Source organism: Streptomyces sp. NPDC048254 (assembly GCF_043201895.1).
In the GTDB taxonomy this organism is placed as follows: Bacteria; Actinomycetota; Actinomycetes; order Streptomycetales; family Streptomycetaceae; genus Streptomyces.
The window spans coordinates 79719-98295 of the sequence record NZ_JBICZJ010000008.1 but is presented as its reverse complement, the minus strand read 5'-3'; the positions used below and the strand labels follow the sequence as shown (position 1 = coordinate 98295).

The 18577-nt window shown below is 68.4% G+C and carries 10 protein-coding genes; 9 read left to right on the top strand and 1 reads right to left on the bottom strand.

Translation table 11 applies throughout. The annotated features are described in order from the left end of the window. The first annotated feature begins 347 nt into the window (after positions 1-347). Positions 348-3620 carry a GH92 family glycosyl hydrolase gene (locus tag ACGFZQ_RS23160; RefSeq protein ID WP_393841880.1) on the top strand — a complete coding sequence of 1091 codons (3273 nt, stop codon included), beginning with the start codon at positions 348-350 and terminating at the stop codon, positions 3618-3620. Positions 3621-3704: 84 nt separating this feature from the next. Here the strand turns inward: ACGFZQ_RS23160 and ACGFZQ_RS23155 are convergent, their stop codons facing one another. After that, complete coding sequence (locus ACGFZQ_RS23155) at positions 3705-7448, bottom strand: GH92 family glycosyl hydrolase (RefSeq protein WP_393842095.1); 3744 nt, start codon at positions 7446-7448, stop codon at positions 3705-3707. A 423-nt stretch (positions 7449-7871) separates the two neighbouring features. On the opposite strand from ACGFZQ_RS23155, the gene ngcE reads away from it, so the two are divergent. The 8 genes from ngcE (at position 7872) to dxs (ending at position 18576) form a co-directional block, all read left to right on the top strand. Next, a complete protein-coding gene (ngcE, locus tag ACGFZQ_RS23150; RefSeq protein WP_393841879.1) occupies positions 7872-9323 on the top strand; it encodes an N-acetylglucosamine/diacetylchitobiose ABC transporter substrate-binding protein in 1452 nt (483 codons plus the stop codon). 30 nt (positions 9324-9353) lie between these two features. Beyond that, positions 9354-10280, top strand: coding sequence for a sugar ABC transporter permease (locus ACGFZQ_RS23145; protein ID WP_351710427.1), 927 nt, complete (start codon positions 9354-9356; stop codon positions 10278-10280). A 4-nt stretch (positions 10281-10284) separates the two neighbouring features. Further along, entirely contained in the window at positions 10285-11184 is a 900-nt protein-coding gene (locus ACGFZQ_RS23140; protein WP_351728961.1) for a carbohydrate ABC transporter permease, read from the top strand. 294 nt (positions 11185-11478) lie between these two features. Then, positions 11479-12678: an ROK family transcriptional regulator gene (locus ACGFZQ_RS23135; protein WP_351728963.1), complete on the top strand. Its 1200-nt coding sequence runs from the start codon at positions 11479-11481 to the stop codon at positions 12676-12678. 133 nt (positions 12679-12811) lie between these two features. After that, the gene (locus ACGFZQ_RS23130) at positions 12812-13906 is read left to right on the top strand and encodes a substrate-binding domain-containing protein (RefSeq protein WP_351728966.1); all 1095 of its coding nucleotides are present in this window, start codon (positions 12812-12814) and stop codon (positions 13904-13906) included. 323 nt (positions 13907-14229) lie between these two features. Next, complete coding sequence (locus ACGFZQ_RS23125; protein ID WP_365792175.1) at positions 14230-15021, top strand: ATP-binding cassette domain-containing protein; 792 nt, start codon at positions 14230-14232, stop codon at positions 15019-15021. A 44-nt stretch (positions 15022-15065) separates the two neighbouring features. Beyond that, positions 15066-16367, top strand: coding sequence for a sugar ABC transporter permease (locus ACGFZQ_RS23120; protein ID WP_351730893.1), 1302 nt, complete (start codon positions 15066-15068; stop codon positions 16365-16367). Between the two features lie 292 nt (positions 16368-16659). Further along, a complete protein-coding gene (gene dxs, locus ACGFZQ_RS23115; protein WP_393841878.1) occupies positions 16660-18576 on the top strand; it encodes a 1-deoxy-D-xylulose-5-phosphate synthase in 1917 nt (638 codons plus the stop codon). Position 18577: the final 1 nt, after the last annotated feature.

Below are 18577 nucleotides of genomic sequence, written 5' to 3'. Positions count from 1 at the left end.
GCTCTGGGCGGACCCGGTGTCGGTGCACACCGGGTCCGCGAGCCGGGCAGGGAGGGGGGTGGGGTGCCTGCCCGGGGGGAAGTGGCTCGAACTGCCTCTTGCGCGCTGTGCTGTTCGGCTTGTGTGACGCTTTGGAGCACGACAACGTTGTCTGATGGTCTGTACATGACTCTACCGCCTCAACCGACAACGATGTCAACCCGCTTCGGGTAGCCCGGCCGGGTGAATCAGGGCGGTGGCTGTCGGGGTGCAGGCGGTCTTCCGTGCTACGGGTGGCGCACGTTACTGTCCCTGCGGCTTGTGCGACCTGTGGTGCGCGACCCGTCCGGAGGAGGAGGGGCCGCGTCATGCGTTTCCGTCCCATGTCCCTGCTGCTGGCCGCGGTGCTCGCGACCGGCGGTGCCACCCCCGCCCTCGCGGCGACCGCGAGCGGGCCACCCGAACTGGTCAAGGACCCCACGGCGTACGTGGATCCGCTGATCGGCACCAAGAACGGCGGCGACACCTTCCCGGGTGCCGTCGTGCCGTTCGGCATGCTCTCCTGGAGCCCGGAGAACACCAGAGGCGACGCGACCAGAACGGCCGCGCCCGGCGGTTACCAGTACGACGCCACCCGCATCCGCGGCTTCAGCCTCACCCATATGTCCGGCACCGGCTGCGCGGGCGGCAGCGGCGACATCCCGTTCTTCCCGTACGCCGGTGAGGTCACCTCGTCCCCGGCGAGCGACACCAAGGACGCCGTCTACGCCTCGGACTTCAGCCACACCGACGAGACCGCCGAACCCGGCCACTACAAGGTCGGCCTCGCCTCCGGCGTCACCGCCGACCTCACCGCGACCACCCGCACCGGCTCGGCCCGGTTCAGCTACCCGGCCGACAAGCCCGCCTCGTTGCTGGTCCGCACCGCCAACTCCGAGGTGGGCTCGGCCGATTCGACGGTCACCATCGACCCGGCCACCCGTACCGTCTCCGGCTCGGTCACCTCCGGCGACTTCTGCGGCTACCTCGACCCCGAGGGCCAACGCGCCTACTACACCCTGTACTTCACCGCCCACTTCGACCGCGCCTTCACCACCGTCGGCACCTGGCAGGACGACAGGCTCAGCCCGGGGACGACGACCGCCTCCGGCGGCACCGGCGGCTTCGCGACCGGCGGGCGGCCGGTCGCGGGCAACGGCGCCGGCGGCTACGTCGAGTTCGCGCCCGGCACCGGCCCGGTGAACGTCAAGGTGGGTATCTCGTACGTCAGTCAGGCCGCCGCCCAGGCCAACCTCAGGGCGGAGAACCCGCCCGGCCGCTCCTTCGACGCCGTCCGTGACGCGGCCCACCGCGCCTGGCGCGACCGGCTCGGTGCCATCCGCGTCGGAGGCGGCACGGAGACCGACCGCACCACCTTCTACACCGCCCTGTACCACTCGCTCTTCCACCCGAACGTCATCAGCGACGCCGACGGCCGCTACCGGGGCAGCGACGACCAGGTGCACCGCGTCGGGCGCGGCCACCGGGCGCAGTACGGCACCTTCTCCGGCTGGGACGTCTACCGCGACCAGGTTCAGCTGCTCACCCTGCTGGACCCCCGGACCGGCTCGGACATCGCCCAGTCGCTCTACGAACTCGCCCGGCAGAACGGCGGTGTCTGGGACCGCTGGCTGCACGGCGCGAGCGGCACCCACGTCATGAACGGCGACCCCTCGCCCACCGCCCTCGCCGGCATCCGCGCCTTCGGCGGCACCGACTTCGACCTGAAGGGCGCGCTGCACTCCCTGGTGAAGGCGGCCACGGAACCGACCGCACAGGACCTCTCCTCGGCGGGCAAGCCCGTGCTGTCGGTGGGCCAACGCCCGTCCCTCGACAAGTACCTGGACCAGCACTACATGCCGTCCGTGTCCAACGCCTGGGGCGGCGCGGCCGAGACGCTGGAGATGTCCACGGCCGACTTCGCCCTCTCCCAACTCGCCTCGGCCGCAGGGGAGAAGAACACGGCGGCCACCTTCGCCGACCGCTCCCAGTGGTGGCAGAACAACTTCAACATCGCCGCCGATCCCAGCGGCGGCTACATCGCCAACCGCAAGGCCGACGGCAGTTGGGTCACCGGTTTCACCCCGGCCACCGGCAACGGGTTCGTGGAGGGCACGGCCGCCCAGTACACCTGGATGGTCCAGCACAACCCGGCCGGGCTGTTCGCCGCGATGGGCGGCACGGACCAGGCCCTCGCCCGCCTCGACGCCTTCTTCCACAACAGCGACGGCAGCTGGGCCCTCACCGGCAACGGTGGCGACAAGTCCGAACTTGACAACGAGCCCTCGATCAACGTGCCCTACCTGTACGACTACGCGGGCGCCCCGTACAAGGCGCAGGAGACGGTCCGCGCGGCCATGACCACGCTCTGGTCCACCGGTCCGGGCGGTATCCCCGGCAACGACGACCTCGGCGCGATGTCGTCCTGGTACGTCTTCTCGGCGCTCGGCATGTACCCCCAGGTCCCCTCCCGAGCCGAACTCGTCCTCGCCTCACCCCTGTTCCAGCGTGTGGAGATCGACCGCCCGGGCGGCAACGACATCTCGATCCGTGCCCAGGGTGCGGCCGCGGACGCCCCGTACGTCCAGTCCCTGAAGGTCAACGGCCGTACCAGCGACCGCCCTTGGCTCGACAGCTCCTTCGTCCGGGACGGCGGCCGCCTCGACTACACCCTGTCCACCACCCCGAACCGCACCTGGGGGACCGCCTCCGCACCGCCGTCCTTCCGCCAGGGCGAGCAGCCCTACCAGATCGGCGTCGGACCGACCACCGCGCGGCTCGCCCCCGGTGACAGCACCCAGGTCGGCATCCGTGCGCTGTCCCTCACCGGCGGTACCGGCCCGGAGGTCCGCTTCCGGGTGGAGACCCCGGAGGGCGTCACGGCCACCCCGGCCGAGGGCACGGTGACCGACGGCTCCCGGCAGATCACCCTCTCCACCACCTCCGGCACCCCCCAGGGCTACTACGACGTCCAGGTCACGGTGACCTCCATCGGCACCTCCTACGCCCAGCCGGTCGCCCTGACCGTCGCCGCCCCGGGCACCCTTCTCGCCGCCTACGACAACACCGGCGTCTCGGACGACGTCGGGGACCACGACGAGGGCGACTTCGACGGCGGCGGCTGGAGCTACTCCCGGCAGGCCCTCGCGGCGGCCGGCCTCACCGCGGGCGCCCAGGGCGCGGTCGACGGTCTGGCCTACACCTGGCCGAACGCCCCCGCGGGCCGTCCCGACAACGCGACGGCAGCGGGCCAGACCATCGAACTCGCCACTCCCGCGAGCAAGTTGTCCTTCCTCGGCAGCGCCACCAACGGCAACCAGTCCGCCCGGGCGACCGTCACCTACACCGACGGCAGCACCGGCACGGTCGACCTCTCCTTCACCGACTGGACCGTCGGCGGCGGAGGCGGCACCGTCCAGTACGGCAACGAGACCGTGGCGAGGACCCCGTACCGCAATGTCGCGGGCGCCGACAAGGACCCCGTGGCCACCTACGTCTTCGCGACCAGGCCGTTCGAGGCGCCGGCGGGCAAGAGCATCAGGAGCGTCCGGCTTCCCGAGAACACCACCGACCTGCACGTGTTCACCCTCGCCACCGGCTGAGACGGAGGAACGAAAGAGGAACAACAAGAGGGGGCGGACCCGAACGGGCCCGCCCCCTTTTTTTGGGCTTCTCCGTGCCGTGCCTCAGGCCAGCAACTCCACCTCCGCCAGCGTCGACGCGCCGTCCAGGACGAGCCGGTAGTGCGCGTACGTCCCGGGCGTGCGGACCGTGAACGCCCGGGTCTGCAGGTTCCAGGCGAAGGACTCACCCGAACGCCGGTCCACGGTGCGCCAGGTGGTGCCGTCCGTCGAGGCCTGGAGGGTCCAGCCCGTCGGGGCCCTGGTGTGGTCCGCCGGTGAGGTGAGCGTGTACTGGATCCCCTTGACCGACCCGGACACCGGCAGGTCCACCGACGTCACCGCCTGCTCCGTCGCCGACGTGTTGTCGAACAGGGAGCCGTCGCCCTTCAGGACGTCCGCGCGCGGGGTCGGGACCTTGTCGTCCTTGGCGATCGAGACCGGTCCCGCGTTCTTGCCCGTGCCCCACGTCGACGGCTTCGGGCCCATCGTGAAGTCGATGATCCCGCCCTTGGAGATGAGCGAGTGGGGGAGCGAGGTCGACGTCCAGATCCGGCCGTTGACCCGCACGCCCTGCACGTAGACGTTGGTCGCGCTGTTGCGCGGCGCCCGGATCACCAGGTCCCGGCCGTTCTCCAGGTGGACCGTCGCCTTCTTGAACAGGGGGGAGCCGATCGAGTAGTCGCCGCTGCCCATCACCAGCGGGTAGAAGCCGAGGGCCGAGAAGAGGTACCAGGCCGACTGCTCGCCGTTGTCCTCGTCGCCGTGGTACCCCTGGCCGATCTCGCTGCCCAGGTAGAGCCGGGAGACCGCCTCGCGGACGTACGCCTGCGTCTTCCAGGGCTCGCCGGCCGCGTCGTACATGTAGATGACGTGGTGGGCGACCTGGTTGGAGTGGCCGTACATGCCCATCCGGACGTCCCGGGCCTCGGTCATCTCGTGGATGACCCCGCCGTAGGAGCCGACGAAGTCGGTGGAGGCCGTCTCGGGCGTCGCGAAGTACTCGTCCAGCTTGTCGGCGAGTCCGGACCGGCCGCCGTACAGGCTGGCCAGGCCCCGGCTGTCCTGCGGGGCCGTGAAGGCGTAGCCCCAGCCGTTGGTCTCGGTGTAGTCGTAGCCCCACACCCGCGGGTCGTACGACGACGAGTCCACCCGCCACCGGCCCTGGGCGTCCTTGCCCTGGAAGAAGCCGGCCTTGGAGTCGAAGAGGTTCACGTAGTCCTGGGCGCGGTTGAGGAAGTAGTCCGACTCCTCCTTGTAGCGCTTCTCGCCGGTCTTCTTGTACAGGGCCAGGCCCATCTCGGCGATGCCGTAGTCGTTGACGTACCCCTCCATCGCCCAGGACAGGCCCTCGCGGGTGTCGTCGCTGGTGTAGCCGAGGAAGGGGGAGGTCGACATGCCCTTGCGGCCCACGCCGGAGGAGGGCGGGACGACCGTCGCGTTCTTCACGGCCGCGTCGTAGGCCGCCTTCGCGTCGAAGTTCACGCCCTTGACGTACGCGTCGGCGAACGCCACGTCCGAGGAGGTGCCGGTCATCAGGTCGGCGTAACCGGGGGAGGACCAGCGCGAGGTCCAGCCGCCGTCCTTGTACTGCTGCACGAACCCGTCCACCATCTCGCCCGCCTGACTCGGCGTCAGCAGCGAGTACGCGGGCCAGGTCGTGCGATACGTGTCCCAGAAGCCGTTGTTGACGTACACCTTGCCGTCCACGATCTTCGCGCCGGTGTGCGTCGGGGTGTCCTGGCTGGTCATCGGCGAGAAGGGGGAGGCGTACTGGTCCTTCGAACCGACTTTCTCGAAGCCGGAGTTGGGGTACAGGTACAGCCGGTACATGCTGGAGTAGAGGGTGGTCAGCTGGTCCGCCGTGGCGCCCTCCACCTCGACCTTGCCGAGCAGCCGGTCCCAGACCTTCTGGGCGCGCGCCTTCACCGTGGCGAAGGAGGTGCCGTCCGGGATCTCCTGGCGCAGGTTGTCCTCGGCCTGGTCGACGCTGATCAGGGAGGTGGCCAGGCGCAGGGTGACGGTGTGGTCGGAGCCGGCGTCGAAGCGGAGGTAGCCCTTGACCCCGCTGGAGTCGCCGCCGGTCACCGGCTTGTCGAAGACGCCGTAGACGAACAGGCGGGTGGCGCCGGTCGACAGGCCGGACTTGACGTCGGAGTAGCCGGTGACGATCCCGTGCTCCTTGTCGAGGGTCAGGCCCGCCTGCTCGGTGACGTTGTCGAAGATCACGCTCGCGTCGTCGCCCGGGTAGGTGAAGCGCAGCGCGGCCGCGTGGTCGGTCGGCGTTATCTCGGCCTTGAGGCCGTTCTCGAACGTGACCCCGTAGTAGTACGGCCGCGCGGTCTCGTTCTCGTGCCGGAAGGCCAGTTCCCGTGCCTCCCGGCCGGTGTCCGGGGTGCCGGCGGCGACGGACGGCATCATCTGGAAGGTCTGCCGGTCGCCCATCCAGGGGCTGGGCTCATGGCTGGCGCTGAACGCCTGGATCGTCGGCAGGTTGTCGTCGTTGTTGGCCCGTGCGTATTCGTACAGCCAGCTCTCCGAGGACGCGTTGGTCACCGGCGTCCAGAAGTTGAAGCCGTGCGGCACGGCCGTCGCCGGGAAGTTGTTGCCGCGCGAGAAGCTGCCGCTGGAGTTGGTGCCGCGGGTGGTCAGCGCGTAGTCGGACAGATGCGCCTTGGGCTTCTCGGGGGCGACGCGCCCGATGTTCACGTCGTCGATCCAGCCCCGGAACCTGGCCGGGCCGGCGGGCGAGTCGTAGCCCACCAGGATCCGGTCGACGGTCTTGCCGGCCGCGACCGAACCGATCACCGACGAGATGTTGTTCCACTGGTTGACGTACAGCCCCTTCGACGCGCCCTGTCCGCGCGGGGACAGCGCGAACCCGTGCTGGTCCACCGCCCCGAGGCCGCTCAGATAGGTGCCGTCGGTGAAGGCCAGGTCCACGGAGACGTTGGTGGCGTCGTAGTCGAGGTCGCCGTCGGCCATCGAGGGGAAGATCCGGTAGGACAGCTGCGTGTCCCGCCGGACCTTCACGTTCACGTCGAAGACCTTGTTGTACGAGTACGCCCGCCCGCTCGCCGTGTGCCGGCCCGCGTAGCGCAGCGCATGGGTCCCGGTGAAGCCGGCCCGTGCCTTCGCGGTCGGCGAGCCGCTCGGTCCCTTGTCCACCAGCGAGAGCATGTCCTGGGGGACCGGCCCGCCGCTGCCGCCCGTGGAGAACTGGACGTCGGCGATCTGCAGGATGTCCGGCGCGCCGTTGTTCTTCGTGACGTCGAGCCGGAAGTGCCGGTACTCGGCGGGTGCCGCGAGGTCGTACGACCTGGTCTGGAACCGCTCGGTGAAGCCTTCGCCCGTGCGGGTGTCGACGGTCTTCCAGTCCTTGCCGTCCGCGGAACCCTGGAGGGTCCAGTCCGCGGGGTCGCGCTCGGCGTAGTCGTTCGCGGACGTGACGGCGTACGTCACCAGCTTGATGGGCTTGTCGAAGTCGAACTCCGCCCAGCCGGTGGGCTCGAAGGTGAGCCACTTGGTGCCCGGCTCGCCGTCGACGAGGTTCTCCTTGACCTCGCCCGCACCGGTGTTCTCGCCGCTGGCCCGCATGTCGGTCACATGGTCGGTGACATTGCCGGGGATGCCGGTGCTGTAGCCGCCGTCGACCCCCGAGGCGCGCGGTGCGCCGCCGGGATCCGTGTCGACCGTGTCGGTCCAGTCCGGTGACGGATCGCCAGACTCGAACGAGGATGCGAACTGCGTCGCGGCGGCCGGTGCCTTGGCCGGCAGGGCGACCGCGGCCCCCTGGGAGCCCAGGCTCATGACGACGGCGGCCGTGATCACGACCGCCGTACCAGATCTGTGTCCAGTTCTTCGCTGCGTTCTCCGCTGCGTCACAACGGGTACCCTCCCTGCCACATGAGACAACGTTGTCAGATGCGTGGCGCAGGAACCAGTAGGTGGTCAAGTGGTCCGTGATGTCAAGGGTGTTGGCTGCGGCATTCAGGGGTCTATGTCGGCTCTTTTTCCGGTAAGGCGTACCCAGGTCGCTCAGATTTCCGACAGGTCTCAACTAGGAAAAGACCCATGGCCAACCTTGCATTCGATCTTGCCCCGCTGGCGTGAAGTGGACTATACCTGTCGGCGTTTCCTGAGTGACTTCCTGCACGGCCCAGCACTACCCGACCGCGGTGCCGGGAGGATCCGGTTCACCGCCTGAGTCCTGGAGAGGGCGAGGACTTGAGCATGGGATCCACATCCGCAGCCAGTCATGGTTCCGAAGGCGTCGGCCGCCGCGATCTGATCAAGCGGTCAGCCGCACTGGGCCTGATTTCGGTCCCCACCGTCGGTTTTCTCTCCGCCTGCGCCAGCAGTGGCGGAGGCGGCCAGTCCAAGGACAAGGCCGGCAAGAAGACGGCCAAGAACCCGCTCGGCGTCAACGACACCGCCCAGATGGAATTCGTCCTCTTCGACGGCGGTTTCGGCAAGGAGTACGCCGAGGACGCGGTGAAGATCTACCAGAAGGACTTCCCGAAGGCCAAGGTCAAGTTCTCCGCCACCCAGAAGATCCAGTCCACCCTGCAGCCCCGCTTCAACCAGGGCACCCCGCCGGACCTCATCGACAACTCCGGCGCCGAGCAGATGGACATGGGCGTACTCGTCGGCAAGAAGCAGCTGGCCGATCTCACCCCGCTCCTCGACGCGCCGTCGTACGACGACCCGAACAAGAAGGTGCGCGACACGCTGCGCCCCGGCATCGTCGAAATGGGCCAGTTCGACGGCGACCCGGTCTGGATCATGTACTACGCCTACACGGTGTACGGCGTCTGGTACTCGCAGAAGGCCCTGGACTCGCTCGACGCGGAGTACCCGCAGACCTGGGACCAGATGATCGCCGTCTGCGAGAAGGCCAAGAAGAAGGGCATGGCCGGCTGGACGTACGCGGGCAAGTACCCGTACTACATCCCCTTCTCGCTGTACCCGATGATCGGCAAGGTCGGCGGCGTCGAGGTCCTGAACGCGATCGACAACCTGGAGCCCAACGCCTGGAAGCACCCGGCCGTCAAGGCGTGTTTCGAGGCCTACTACGAGCTCTACAAGAAGGGCTACATCCTCCGGGGCACCCCCGGCCTGGACCACATCCAGTCGCAGACCGCCTGGGCCCAGGGCAAGGCGCTGTTCATCCCGAACGGCTCCTGGGTGGAGAACGAGTCGGCGAACGTCATCCCCTCCGACTTCAACCTCGCCGTCTCCGCGCCCACCGGCATCGACAAGAACGACAAGATGCCGTTCGGCACCATCTGGGCCTCCGGCGGCGAGCCGTTCATCGTCCCGGCCAAGGCCGCGAACGGCGAGGGCGGCATGGAGCAGCTGCGCATCATGCTCAGCGAGGCGTCCTCCAAGAACTTCACGTCGAAGGTGAAGTCGCTGACCGCCTACAACGGCGGCACCGACGGCATCACCCTCACCCCGGGCCTCACCTCCGGTGTGGCCGCACTGAAGCTGGCCGGGTCGAACGTGGTCAACCCGCGGCTCCAGGACTGGTACGTGCAGCTCCAGAAGGAGAAGATCGGCGTGTCCGGTCTCGGCGAGATGATGGCGGGCCGGCTGACCCCGGCGGAGGCCATCAAGAAGATCCAGGGCTTTGCCGACGAGGCCGCCAAGGACGACTCGATCAAGCACTACAAGCACCAGTAACCAGAAACCCCTGACCGCACCGGAGTGGCGATGCAGCACGGCAAGTACCGGTTCATTGTGGGGTTTCTGGCGTTGCCCCTCGGACTGTACGCGCTCTTCGTGGTGTGGCCGTTCATCCAGTCCATCTACTACTCGTTCACGGACTGGACCGGCCTGAGCCCCGAATTCAAGATGGTCGGCCTGGACAATTACCAGAGGATGCTCCACGACGACATCTTCTGGAAGTCCTTGCAGCACAGCTTGATGTTCGCGGTCGTGCTGCCGCTGGTGACGATCAGCCTGGCGTTGTTCTTCGCCTTCATGATCAATGTGGGCGGTCGCAGAAGGAAGGGCGGCCCGGTCGTCACCGGTGTCCGGGGCTCCTCCTTCTACAAGATCGTCTATTTCTTCCCGCAGGTGCTGTCGATCGCGATCGTCTCGCTGCTGTTCGCCTTCGCGTACAACCCGGACAGCGGCGCGATCAATTCACTGCTGCGGGGAATTGGTCTGGACAATATCCAGCCGCTCTGGCTCGGCGACCCGAGCCTGGCGCTGTGGTGTGTGATGGCCGTACTGGTCTGGTCCACGGTCGGCTTCTTCGTGGTCCTCTTCTCGGCGGGCATGGCGTCCATCCCCACGGATCTCTACGAGGCCGCCCTCCTCGACGGCGCCGGCCGCGCGACGACCTTCTTCCGCCTCACCCTGCCGCTGCTCTGGGACACCGTGCAGTCCGGCTGGGTCTACATGGGCATCCTCGCGCTCGGCGCCGAGTCGTTCGCAGTCGTACAGATCATGACGACCGGACCGGGCGGCCCCGACTACTCGACGACCGTGATGGTCCTGTACGTGTACCAGAAGGCGTTCCGGGACGGTCAGGCCGCCTACGCCACCACCATCGGCGTCGCTCTGCTGGTCGTCACGCTCGCCTTCGCGGGGATCGTGATGCGGCTGGGCCGTCGCGAGCGGCTGGAGTACTGAAGCGATGACGACGACCGAGACCGACACCACCGTCACCAAGATCGACGTTCCCGCACCGAAGCCGCCCCGGCGCAAGCGCGAGGGCGGGGTCCTCAACGTCTTCTCCCACGGCGTCCTGGTCATCTGGGCGTTCATGGTGGTCACGCCCCTGCTGTGGGCGGTGATGACGTCCTTCAAGGACGACCGGTCCATCTTCAGCTCGCCCTGGGCGCTCCCCGACAAGCTCCACTTCGACAACTGGTCGCGGGCGTGGACCCAGGCCAACATGAGCGACTACTTCCTGAACACCATCCTGGTGGTGGGCGGTTCGCTGATCGGCACGCTGGTGCTCGGTTCGATGGCGGCCTACGTCCTGGCCCGCTTCGACTTCCCGGGCAACCGCTTCATCTACTTCCTGTTCGTCGGCGGCATGAGCTTCCCGATCATGCTCGCGCTGGTCCCGCTGTTCTACGTCGTGAACAACATGGGCCTGCTGAACACCATCCACGGCCTGATCCTGGTCTACATCGCGTACTCGCTGCCGTTCACGGTCTTCTTCCTCACGGCGTTCTTCCGCACCCTGCCCACCTCGGTGGCCGAAGCGGCCTTCGTCGACGGCGCCTCCCACACCCGCACGTTCTTCCAGATCATGCTGCCGATGGCCAAGCCCGGCCTCATCAGCGTGGGGATCTTCAACTTCCTGGGCCAGTGGAACCAGTACATGCTCCCGACGGTCCTCAACACGGACCCCGACAAGCGCGTCCTCACCCAGGGCCTGGTCCAGCTGGCGGTCAGCCAGGGCTACAAGGGCGACTGGTCGGGCCTCTTCGCCGGCCTGGTGATGGCGATGCTCCCGGTCCTGGCGGCGTACATCATCTTCCAGCGCCAGGTGGTGGCGGGTCTGACCGCGGGAGCTTTGAAGTAACGGAACGTTTGCGCCCCGAAAGGGGCGCGGGGAACTGCGCGACCAGCCACGACGGCGCCGCACCCACACTCCACGCGCGCCCTCCAACCCGCTGACCAGTGGCCTAGACATGTCGAAAGCATGTCCGTCAGGCGACCCCCGAACCGCCAACGATTTCTGTCAAGGACTTGACGTCGGTAACCCGTTCAGCAGAGCTTGGAGTTCATAACTTGTAAGTGACCCGATCTCAGTGACGTGATCTGGGTCACGTTGGCGGCACCGTGGCCGCCTCCGATGGCGGGAGTGGATGGGTCGATGGAGACTCCGGGGTCGCAGTCGTCGCTGCACCGAGCCAACCTGGAACGTGTCGTACGGGCCGTACGTCTGGCCGGATCGCTCACGCAGGCGGAGATCGCGCGCACGACCGGCCTGTCGGCGGCGACGGTCTCCAACATCGTGCGCGAGCTCAAGGACGGCGGAACCGTCGAGGTCACGCCCACGTCGGCGGGTGGCCGCAGGGCCCGCAGCGTGAGTCTGAGCGGTGACGCCGGCATCGTCATAGGGGTCGACTTCGGCCATACCCACCTGCGCGTCGCGATCGGGAACCTCGCCCACCAGGTGCTGGCCGAGGAGTCCGAGCCGCTCGACGTGGACTCGTCGTCCAGCCAGGGCTTCGACCGGGCGGAAGAGCTGGTCAACCGCCTGATCGCGGCGACCGGCGTGGACCGCTCGAAGATCGCCGGCGTGGGCGTCGGCGTCCCCGGTCCGATCGACGTCGAGTCCGGCACCCTCGGCTCCAGCGCCATCCTGCCCGGCTGGATCGGCGCGAGACCCGCCGAGGAGCTCAGACTCCGTCTCGGCGTCCCCGTGCACGTGGACAACGACGCCAACCTCGGCGCTCTCGGCGAGCTGGTCTGGGGCAGTGGCAAGGGTGTCCGTGATCTCGCGTACATCAAGGTCGCGAGCGGTGTCGGCGCCGGTCTGGTGATCAACGGGAAGATCTACCGGGGCCCCGGCGGCACGGCAGGCGAAATAGGGCATATTACACTTGACGAGTCCGGCCCGGTCTGCCGTTGCGGCAACCGCGGCTGCCTGGAGACCTTCGCGTCGGCCCGCTACGTGCTGCCGCTGCTCCAGCCCAGTCACGGCTCCGACCTGACCATGGAGGGTGTCGTGCGGCTGGCCCGGGACGGCGACCCCGGATGCCGCCGGGTGATCGCCGACGTCGGCCGGCACATCGGCAGCGGGGTCGCCAATCTCTGCAACCTGCTGAACCCGAGCCGGGTGGTCCTCGGCGGCGACCTCGCCGAGGCCGGAGAGCTGGTCCTGGCGCCGATCAGGGAGTCCGTGGGGCGCTACGCGATCCCCAGCGCCGCCCGGCAGCTCTCGGTGCTTCCGGGGGCGCTCGGCGGCCGCGCGGAGGTGCTCGGCGCGCTCGCTCTCGCGCTCAGCGAGATGGGCGATTCGACCCTTTTGGACGGCACGTTGCCTGCCGTTGCACCTGCCTTCACTTAGAGAACGAATGGCGCCGTTGCCATCTCGTTAAGTATTTACTTCTTGACGCCGCAGTCACGGCCGAGTTGACTTCCAGCCACCTCGGCCGCAGCGTTGCGGCCCTGTCAGGGAGGCACCCCCAATGAACGCAACGATGCGTAGAGTCGTGATCGGCACCGCCGCGGTTTCCATGGCGCTGTCGCTCGCCGCCTGTGGCAAGGCCGGCGATGACAAGAAGAGCGACTCGTCGAGCAGCAGCTCTTCCGGTGGCAGCAAGACCATCGGCCTGCTGCTCCCCGACAGCGTGACCGCGCGCTACGAGAAGTTCGACAAGCCGTACTTCGAGGCGAAGGTCAGCTCGCTGTGTGCCGACTGCAAGGTCGAGTACGCGAACGCCGCCGGTGACGCCGCCAAGCAGGCCCAGCAGGTCAGCAGCATGATCACCAAGGGCGTCAAGGTCATCGTGATCTCGTCCCAGGACGCTGCCGCCATCAAGTCCTCCGTGCAGGCCGCTGTCGACAAGGGCATCAAGGTCGTCGCGTACGACCGCCTCGCCCAGGGCCCGGTCTCGGCCTTCGTCTCCTTCGACAACGTCAAGGTCGGCGAGCTGCAGGGCCAGGCCCTGCTGGACTCCCTCGGCTCCAAGGCGACCAAGAAGTCGAAGGTCGTCATGATCAACGGTGACGACGCCGACCCGAACGCCGCGCAGTTCAAGGAAGGCGCCCACAAGGCGCTGGACGGCAAGGTCGACATCGCCTACGAGCAGTCCGGCCTGTGGAAGGACACCGTCGCCGCGCAGAAGGTCAAGGCGGCCATCACGCAGCTCGGCGCCAAGAACATCGCGGGCGTCTACGCCGCCAACGACGGCATGGCCGGTGGTATCGCCACCACCCTCAAGGGCGCCGGCATCAGCGGCATCCCGCTGACCGGTCAGGACGCGGAGCTCGCGGGCATCCAGCGCATCGTCGCCGGCACCCAGTCCTCCACCGTCTACAAGGCGTTCAAGCCGGAGGCCGAGGCCGCCGCCACGATCGCGGTGGACCTGCTCCAGGGCAAGAGCATCGACTCGCTCGCCACCAGCACGCAGACCAGCGGCTCCGGCGACAAGGTGCCCTCGCAGCTGCTGACCCCGGTGTCGGTCACCAAGGCCAACATCACGGACACCGTGATCAAGGACAAGCTGTACACCGTCGCGGACATCTGCACCGCCGAGTTCGCCAAGGCCTGCAAGGCCGCCGGCCTGCAGTAGTCGCGCCCCGGAGCCGTCCGGCTCCGGCCGCCAGCGCCCGGGTGGTCGCAGTACGACACCCGGGCCCCGGCCGCCCGACGCACCCGGTCCTTCCGCAAGGGCCCCGTCCGTCCGGCGGTCTCGCGAAACCCCTCCGACGCCCGCTCCGGCCTTCATACCCCGCTGCCGGAGCGGGCGTCGGACGGACCCGTTGCCAAGCGCAGCGGATTCGCGCATGTTCATCTTGTAAACCACGTGCGTACACCGACCAACCTGAGGTACCGCACGGCCCTCCGCGCCTGGCCACCAGGCGCGGCATCCCCGCCGGTCAGGCGGCGAAGGAGATGGTTCACGTGTCCGCTACGCCCGTGCTGGCGTTGCGCGGAGTCTCCAAGCGATTCGGTGCGGTCCAGGCCCTCACCGATGTCGATCTGGAGGTCCACGCCGGAGAAGTGGTCGCCCTGGTGGGCGACAACGGCGCAGGAAAGTCGACCCTGGTCAAGACGATCGCGGGTGTCCACCCCATCGATGAGGGCGTCATCGAATGGGAGGGCAACTCCGTCAGCATCAACAAGCCGCACGACGCCCAGGGACTCGGCGTCGCGACGGTCTACCAGGACCTCGCCCTCTGCGACAACCTCGACGTGGTCGGCAACCTCTTCCTCGGCCGTGAGCTGCTGCACCGCGGCGTCATCGACGAGGTGACGATGGAGAAGCAGGCCCGCGAGCTGCTGAGCACGCTCTCCATCCGCATCCCGAGCGTGCGCATCCCGATCGCCAGCCTCTCCGGCGGTCAGCGTCAGGTCGTGGCCATCGCCCGCGCCCTGATCGGCGACCCCAAGGTCGTCATCCTCGACGAGCCCACCGCGGCCCTCGGCGTCGAGCAGACCGCGCAGGTCCTCGACCTGGTCGAGCGGCTGCGCGAGCGCAACCTCGCCGTCATCCTCATCAGCCACAACATGGCCGACGTGAAGGCGGTCGCGGACACCGTCGCCGTGCTGCGGCTGGGCAAGAACAATGGTTTCTTCCCCGTGAAGAGCACCAGCCAGGAAGAGATCATCGCGGCGATCACGGGTGCCACGGACAACGCCGTGACCCGTCGTTCGGAGCGTCGCACCCCGGAGGCGGCAAAGTGAGCGAGACGTCGAACAAGACCGTAGCGGGCGACGAGTCGCCCAAGATCGAGAAGGCCGAGGCGGCCGAGGCCCCGACCACGGTGGCCCCCGCCGACGACCCCACGGCCGCGCCGGTCACGGTCGTCGACCCGCGCCTGCTGGTCCGTGAAGAGGGCTTCAAGGGCTACCTCACCGAGTTCAAGCGCCGGGTGAGGGGCGGCGAGCTGGGTTCGCTGCCGGTGGTCATCGGCCTGATCATCATCTGGACCATCTTCCAGCTGAAGAACAGCCTGTTCCTCAGCGCGGACAACCTCTCCAACATCAGCTACTTCCTCGCGGCCACCGGCATGCTCGCCATCGGCCTGGTGTTCGTGCTGCTGCTCGGAGAGATCGACCTGTCCGTCGGCTCGGTGAGCGGACTCGCGTCCACGGTGTTCGCCGTATTCGTGGTCAACCACGGAATGAACCAGTGGCTGGCGCTGATCCTCACGATCATCACCGGCATCGGTATCGGCGCGCTGCACGGCTGGTTCTTCGCGAAGATCGGCGTACCCGCGTTCGTGGTCACCCTGGCCGGCTTCCTCGGCTGGAACGGTCTGATGCTGTGGCTGCTGGGCGACAGCGGCACGATCAACATCCCGGCCGACAGCGGTCCGGTGCACGTCCTCGGCCAGAGCTCCTTCTTCATGGACCAGGCCATCATCGGTGCGTACCTGCTGGCCGGTCTCGGTGTCGTGCTCTCGGCCATCGGCCAGTTCAACGAGCAGCGCCGGCGCCGCGCGGCCGGTGTGCCGTTCCGGCCCACCAGCGAGATCCTGGTCCGCGTCGCTCTGCTCGCGATCGCGTCCTTCGTCGCGGCGGCCGTGCTGAACAACGCGTCCGGTGTCTCCAACGCGCTGGTGATCTTCCTCGCGTCCCTGGTGGTCGTGGACTTCGTGCTCCGTCGTACGACCTACGGCCGTAAGGTCTTCGCGGTCGGTGGCGGCATCGAGGCGGCCCGCCGTGCGGGTATCAGCGTGCCGATGGTCCGGATCACCGTGTTCGCGATCTCCGGTGGCTTCGCGGCCATCGGCGGTATGTTCTTCGCCGGTCAGACGGCGAGCGCGACGCTGAACGCCGGTGGTGGCAACACGCTGATGCTGGCCATCGCGGCCGCGGTCATCGGTGGTACGTCGTTGTTCGGCGGGCGCGGCAACGTCTGGTCCGCCCTCCTGGGCATGCTGGTCATCCAGTCCATCCAGACCGGCCTCGACCTGCTGAACATGAACACGTCGATCCAGTACATGATCACCGGTGGTGTTCTGCTGGGTGCGGTTGTCATCGACTCCGTCTCCCGTAAGAGCCAGAAGGCGGCGGGGCGCGGATAGCGCCCATCGCCGCTGGGGGTGCGGTGGGACTGCGGGTGCCGGTCCGTTGTGGCTGGTCGCGCCCACGCGGCGGTAGCCGCAAATGAATACAGCCCCGCGCCCCTTTCAGGGGCGTGACTGTGCCCGGTGCCTGGAAAGGCACCGGGCACAGCTGTGTCTCAGGAACCCTTTCCTTGGGTACTGCCGTTCGCGTGACGTATGACCCACAGCCCGCGCGTCGGCCGCCCGGGCGGAACATTAGACTCGACGAGCCCGGCAACAGCTCGATCAGCTCTACTGCAAGGAGGCACGGGTGCCGCTGCTGACCCGTATCAGGGGACCGCGCGATCTGGACGGGCTCAGCCCCGAGGAGCTGGTCCAGCTGGCAGAGGAGATCCGGAGCTTCCTCGTGGAGGCGGTCTCCAAGACCGGCGGACACCTGGGTCCCAACCTGGGCGTGGTCGAGCTCACCATCGCCCTGCACCGCGTCTTCGACTCGCCGAAGGACAAGGTGCTGTGGGACACCGGCCACCAGTCCTATGTGCACAAGCTGCTCACCGGCCGGCAGGACTTCTCCCGGCTGAAGCAGAAGGGCGGCCTGTCCGGCTACCCCTCGCAGGCCGAGTCCGAGCACGACGTCATCGAGAACAGCCACGCCTCCACGGTCCTCGGCTGGGCCGACGGCATCGCCAAGGGCAACCAGCTGCTCGAAAACGACAGCCACGTCGTCGCCGTGATCGGTGACGGCGCCCTCACCGGCGGCATGGCCTGGGAGGCGCTGAACAACATCGCCGACGCCAAGGACCGCCCGCTGGTCATCGTCGTCAACGACAACGAGCGGTCGTACGCCCCGACCATCGGCGGCCTCGCCAATCACCTGGCGACCCTGCGTACGACGGACGGGTACGAGCGGTTCCTGGCCCGGGGCAAGGACCTGCTGGAGCGCACGCCGGTCGTCGGCAGGCCGCTCTACGACACCCTGCACGGCGCCAAGAAGGGGCTGAAGGACTTCATCGCCCCGCAGGGCATGTTCGAGGACCTGGGCCTGAAGTACGTCGGCCCGATCGACGGCCACGACATGGAGGCCCTGGAGTCGGCGCTGGCCCGGGCCAAACGGTTCGGCGGCCCGGTGATCGTGCACTGCCTCACCGAGAAGGGCCGCGGCTACCAGCCCGCCCTCCAGGACGAGGCCGACCGCTTCCACGGCATCAGCCCCATCCACCCCGACACCGGCCTGCCGATCAAGGCCTCCGGCCCCGACTGGACCTCCGTCTTCGGCGACGAGATGGTCAGGCTCGGCAAGGAGCGCGAGGACATCGTCGCGATCACGGCGGCCATGCTCCAGCCGGTCGGCCTGAAGAAGTTCGCCGACACCTTCCCGGAGCGGATCTACGACGTCGGCATCGCCGAGCAGCACGGCGCCACCTCCGCGGCGGGCCTGGCCACGGCCGGGCTGCACCCGGTCTTCGCCGTGTACGCCACCTTCCTCAACCGCGCCTTCGACCAGGTGCTGATGGACGTGGCCCTGCACAGGTGCGGGGTGACCTTCGTCCTGGACCGGGCCGGCGTCACCGGCACCGACGGCGCCTCCCACAACGGTATGTGGGACATGTCGATCCTCCAGGTCGTCCCCGGCCTGCGGCTCGCCGCGCCGCGCGACGCCGACCAGGTCCGCGCCCAGCTCCGCGAGGCCGTCGAGGTCGACGACGCGCCGACCGTGGTCCGCTTCTCCAAGGGCGCCGTCGGCCCCGCCGTACCCGCCGTCGGCACGGTGGGCGGCATGGACGTGCTGCGCGAGCCGGGCACCGACACCCCCGACGTGCTGCTCGTCTCCGTGGGCGCGCTCGGCCCGATGTGCCTGGAGATCGCCGGCCTCCTCGACAAGCAGGGCATCTCCACCACCGTCGTCGACCCGCGCTGGGTGAAGCCGGTGGACGAGGCGATGGCCCCGCTGGCCGAGCGGCACCGGGTGGTCGTCACCGTCGAGGACAACATCCGCGTCGGCGGCGTGGGCGCGACGATCGCCCAGGCCCTGCGCGACGCGGGCGTCGACGTCCCCCTCCGCGACTTCGGCATCCCGCCCCGCTTCCTCGACCACGCGTCGAGGGCCGAGGTCATGACGGAGATCGGCCTGACGGCCCCGGACATCGCCCGCCAGGTCACCGGTTTGGTCGCGAAGCTGGACGGTACGACGACGGAGGTCGACTCGGTGGAGCCCGCCAGGGACTAAG

Coding starts and splice junctions, on each gene's coding strand:
- ACGFZQ_RS23160 (WP_393841880.1), top strand. CDS start 348: ATGCGTTTCCGTCCCATGTCCCTGCTGCTGGCCGCGGTGCTCGCGACC.
- ACGFZQ_RS23155 (WP_393842095.1), bottom strand. CDS start 7,448: ATGAGCCTGGGCTCCCAGGGGGCCGCGGTCGCCCTGCCGGCCAAGGCA.
- ngcE (WP_393841879.1), top strand. CDS start 7,872: ATGGGATCCACATCCGCAGCCAGTCATGGTTCCGAAGGCGTCGGCCGC.
- ACGFZQ_RS23145 (WP_351710427.1), top strand. CDS start 9,354: ATGCAGCACGGCAAGTACCGGTTCATTGTGGGGTTTCTGGCGTTGCCC.
- ACGFZQ_RS23140 (WP_351728961.1), top strand. CDS start 10,285: ATGACGACGACCGAGACCGACACCACCGTCACCAAGATCGACGTTCCC.
- ACGFZQ_RS23135 (WP_351728963.1), top strand. CDS start 11,479: ATGGAGACTCCGGGGTCGCAGTCGTCGCTGCACCGAGCCAACCTGGAA.
- ACGFZQ_RS23130 (WP_351728966.1), top strand. CDS start 12,812: ATGCGTAGAGTCGTGATCGGCACCGCCGCGGTTTCCATGGCGCTGTCG.
- ACGFZQ_RS23125 (WP_365792175.1), top strand. CDS start 14,230: ATGGTTCACGTGTCCGCTACGCCCGTGCTGGCGTTGCGCGGAGTCTCC.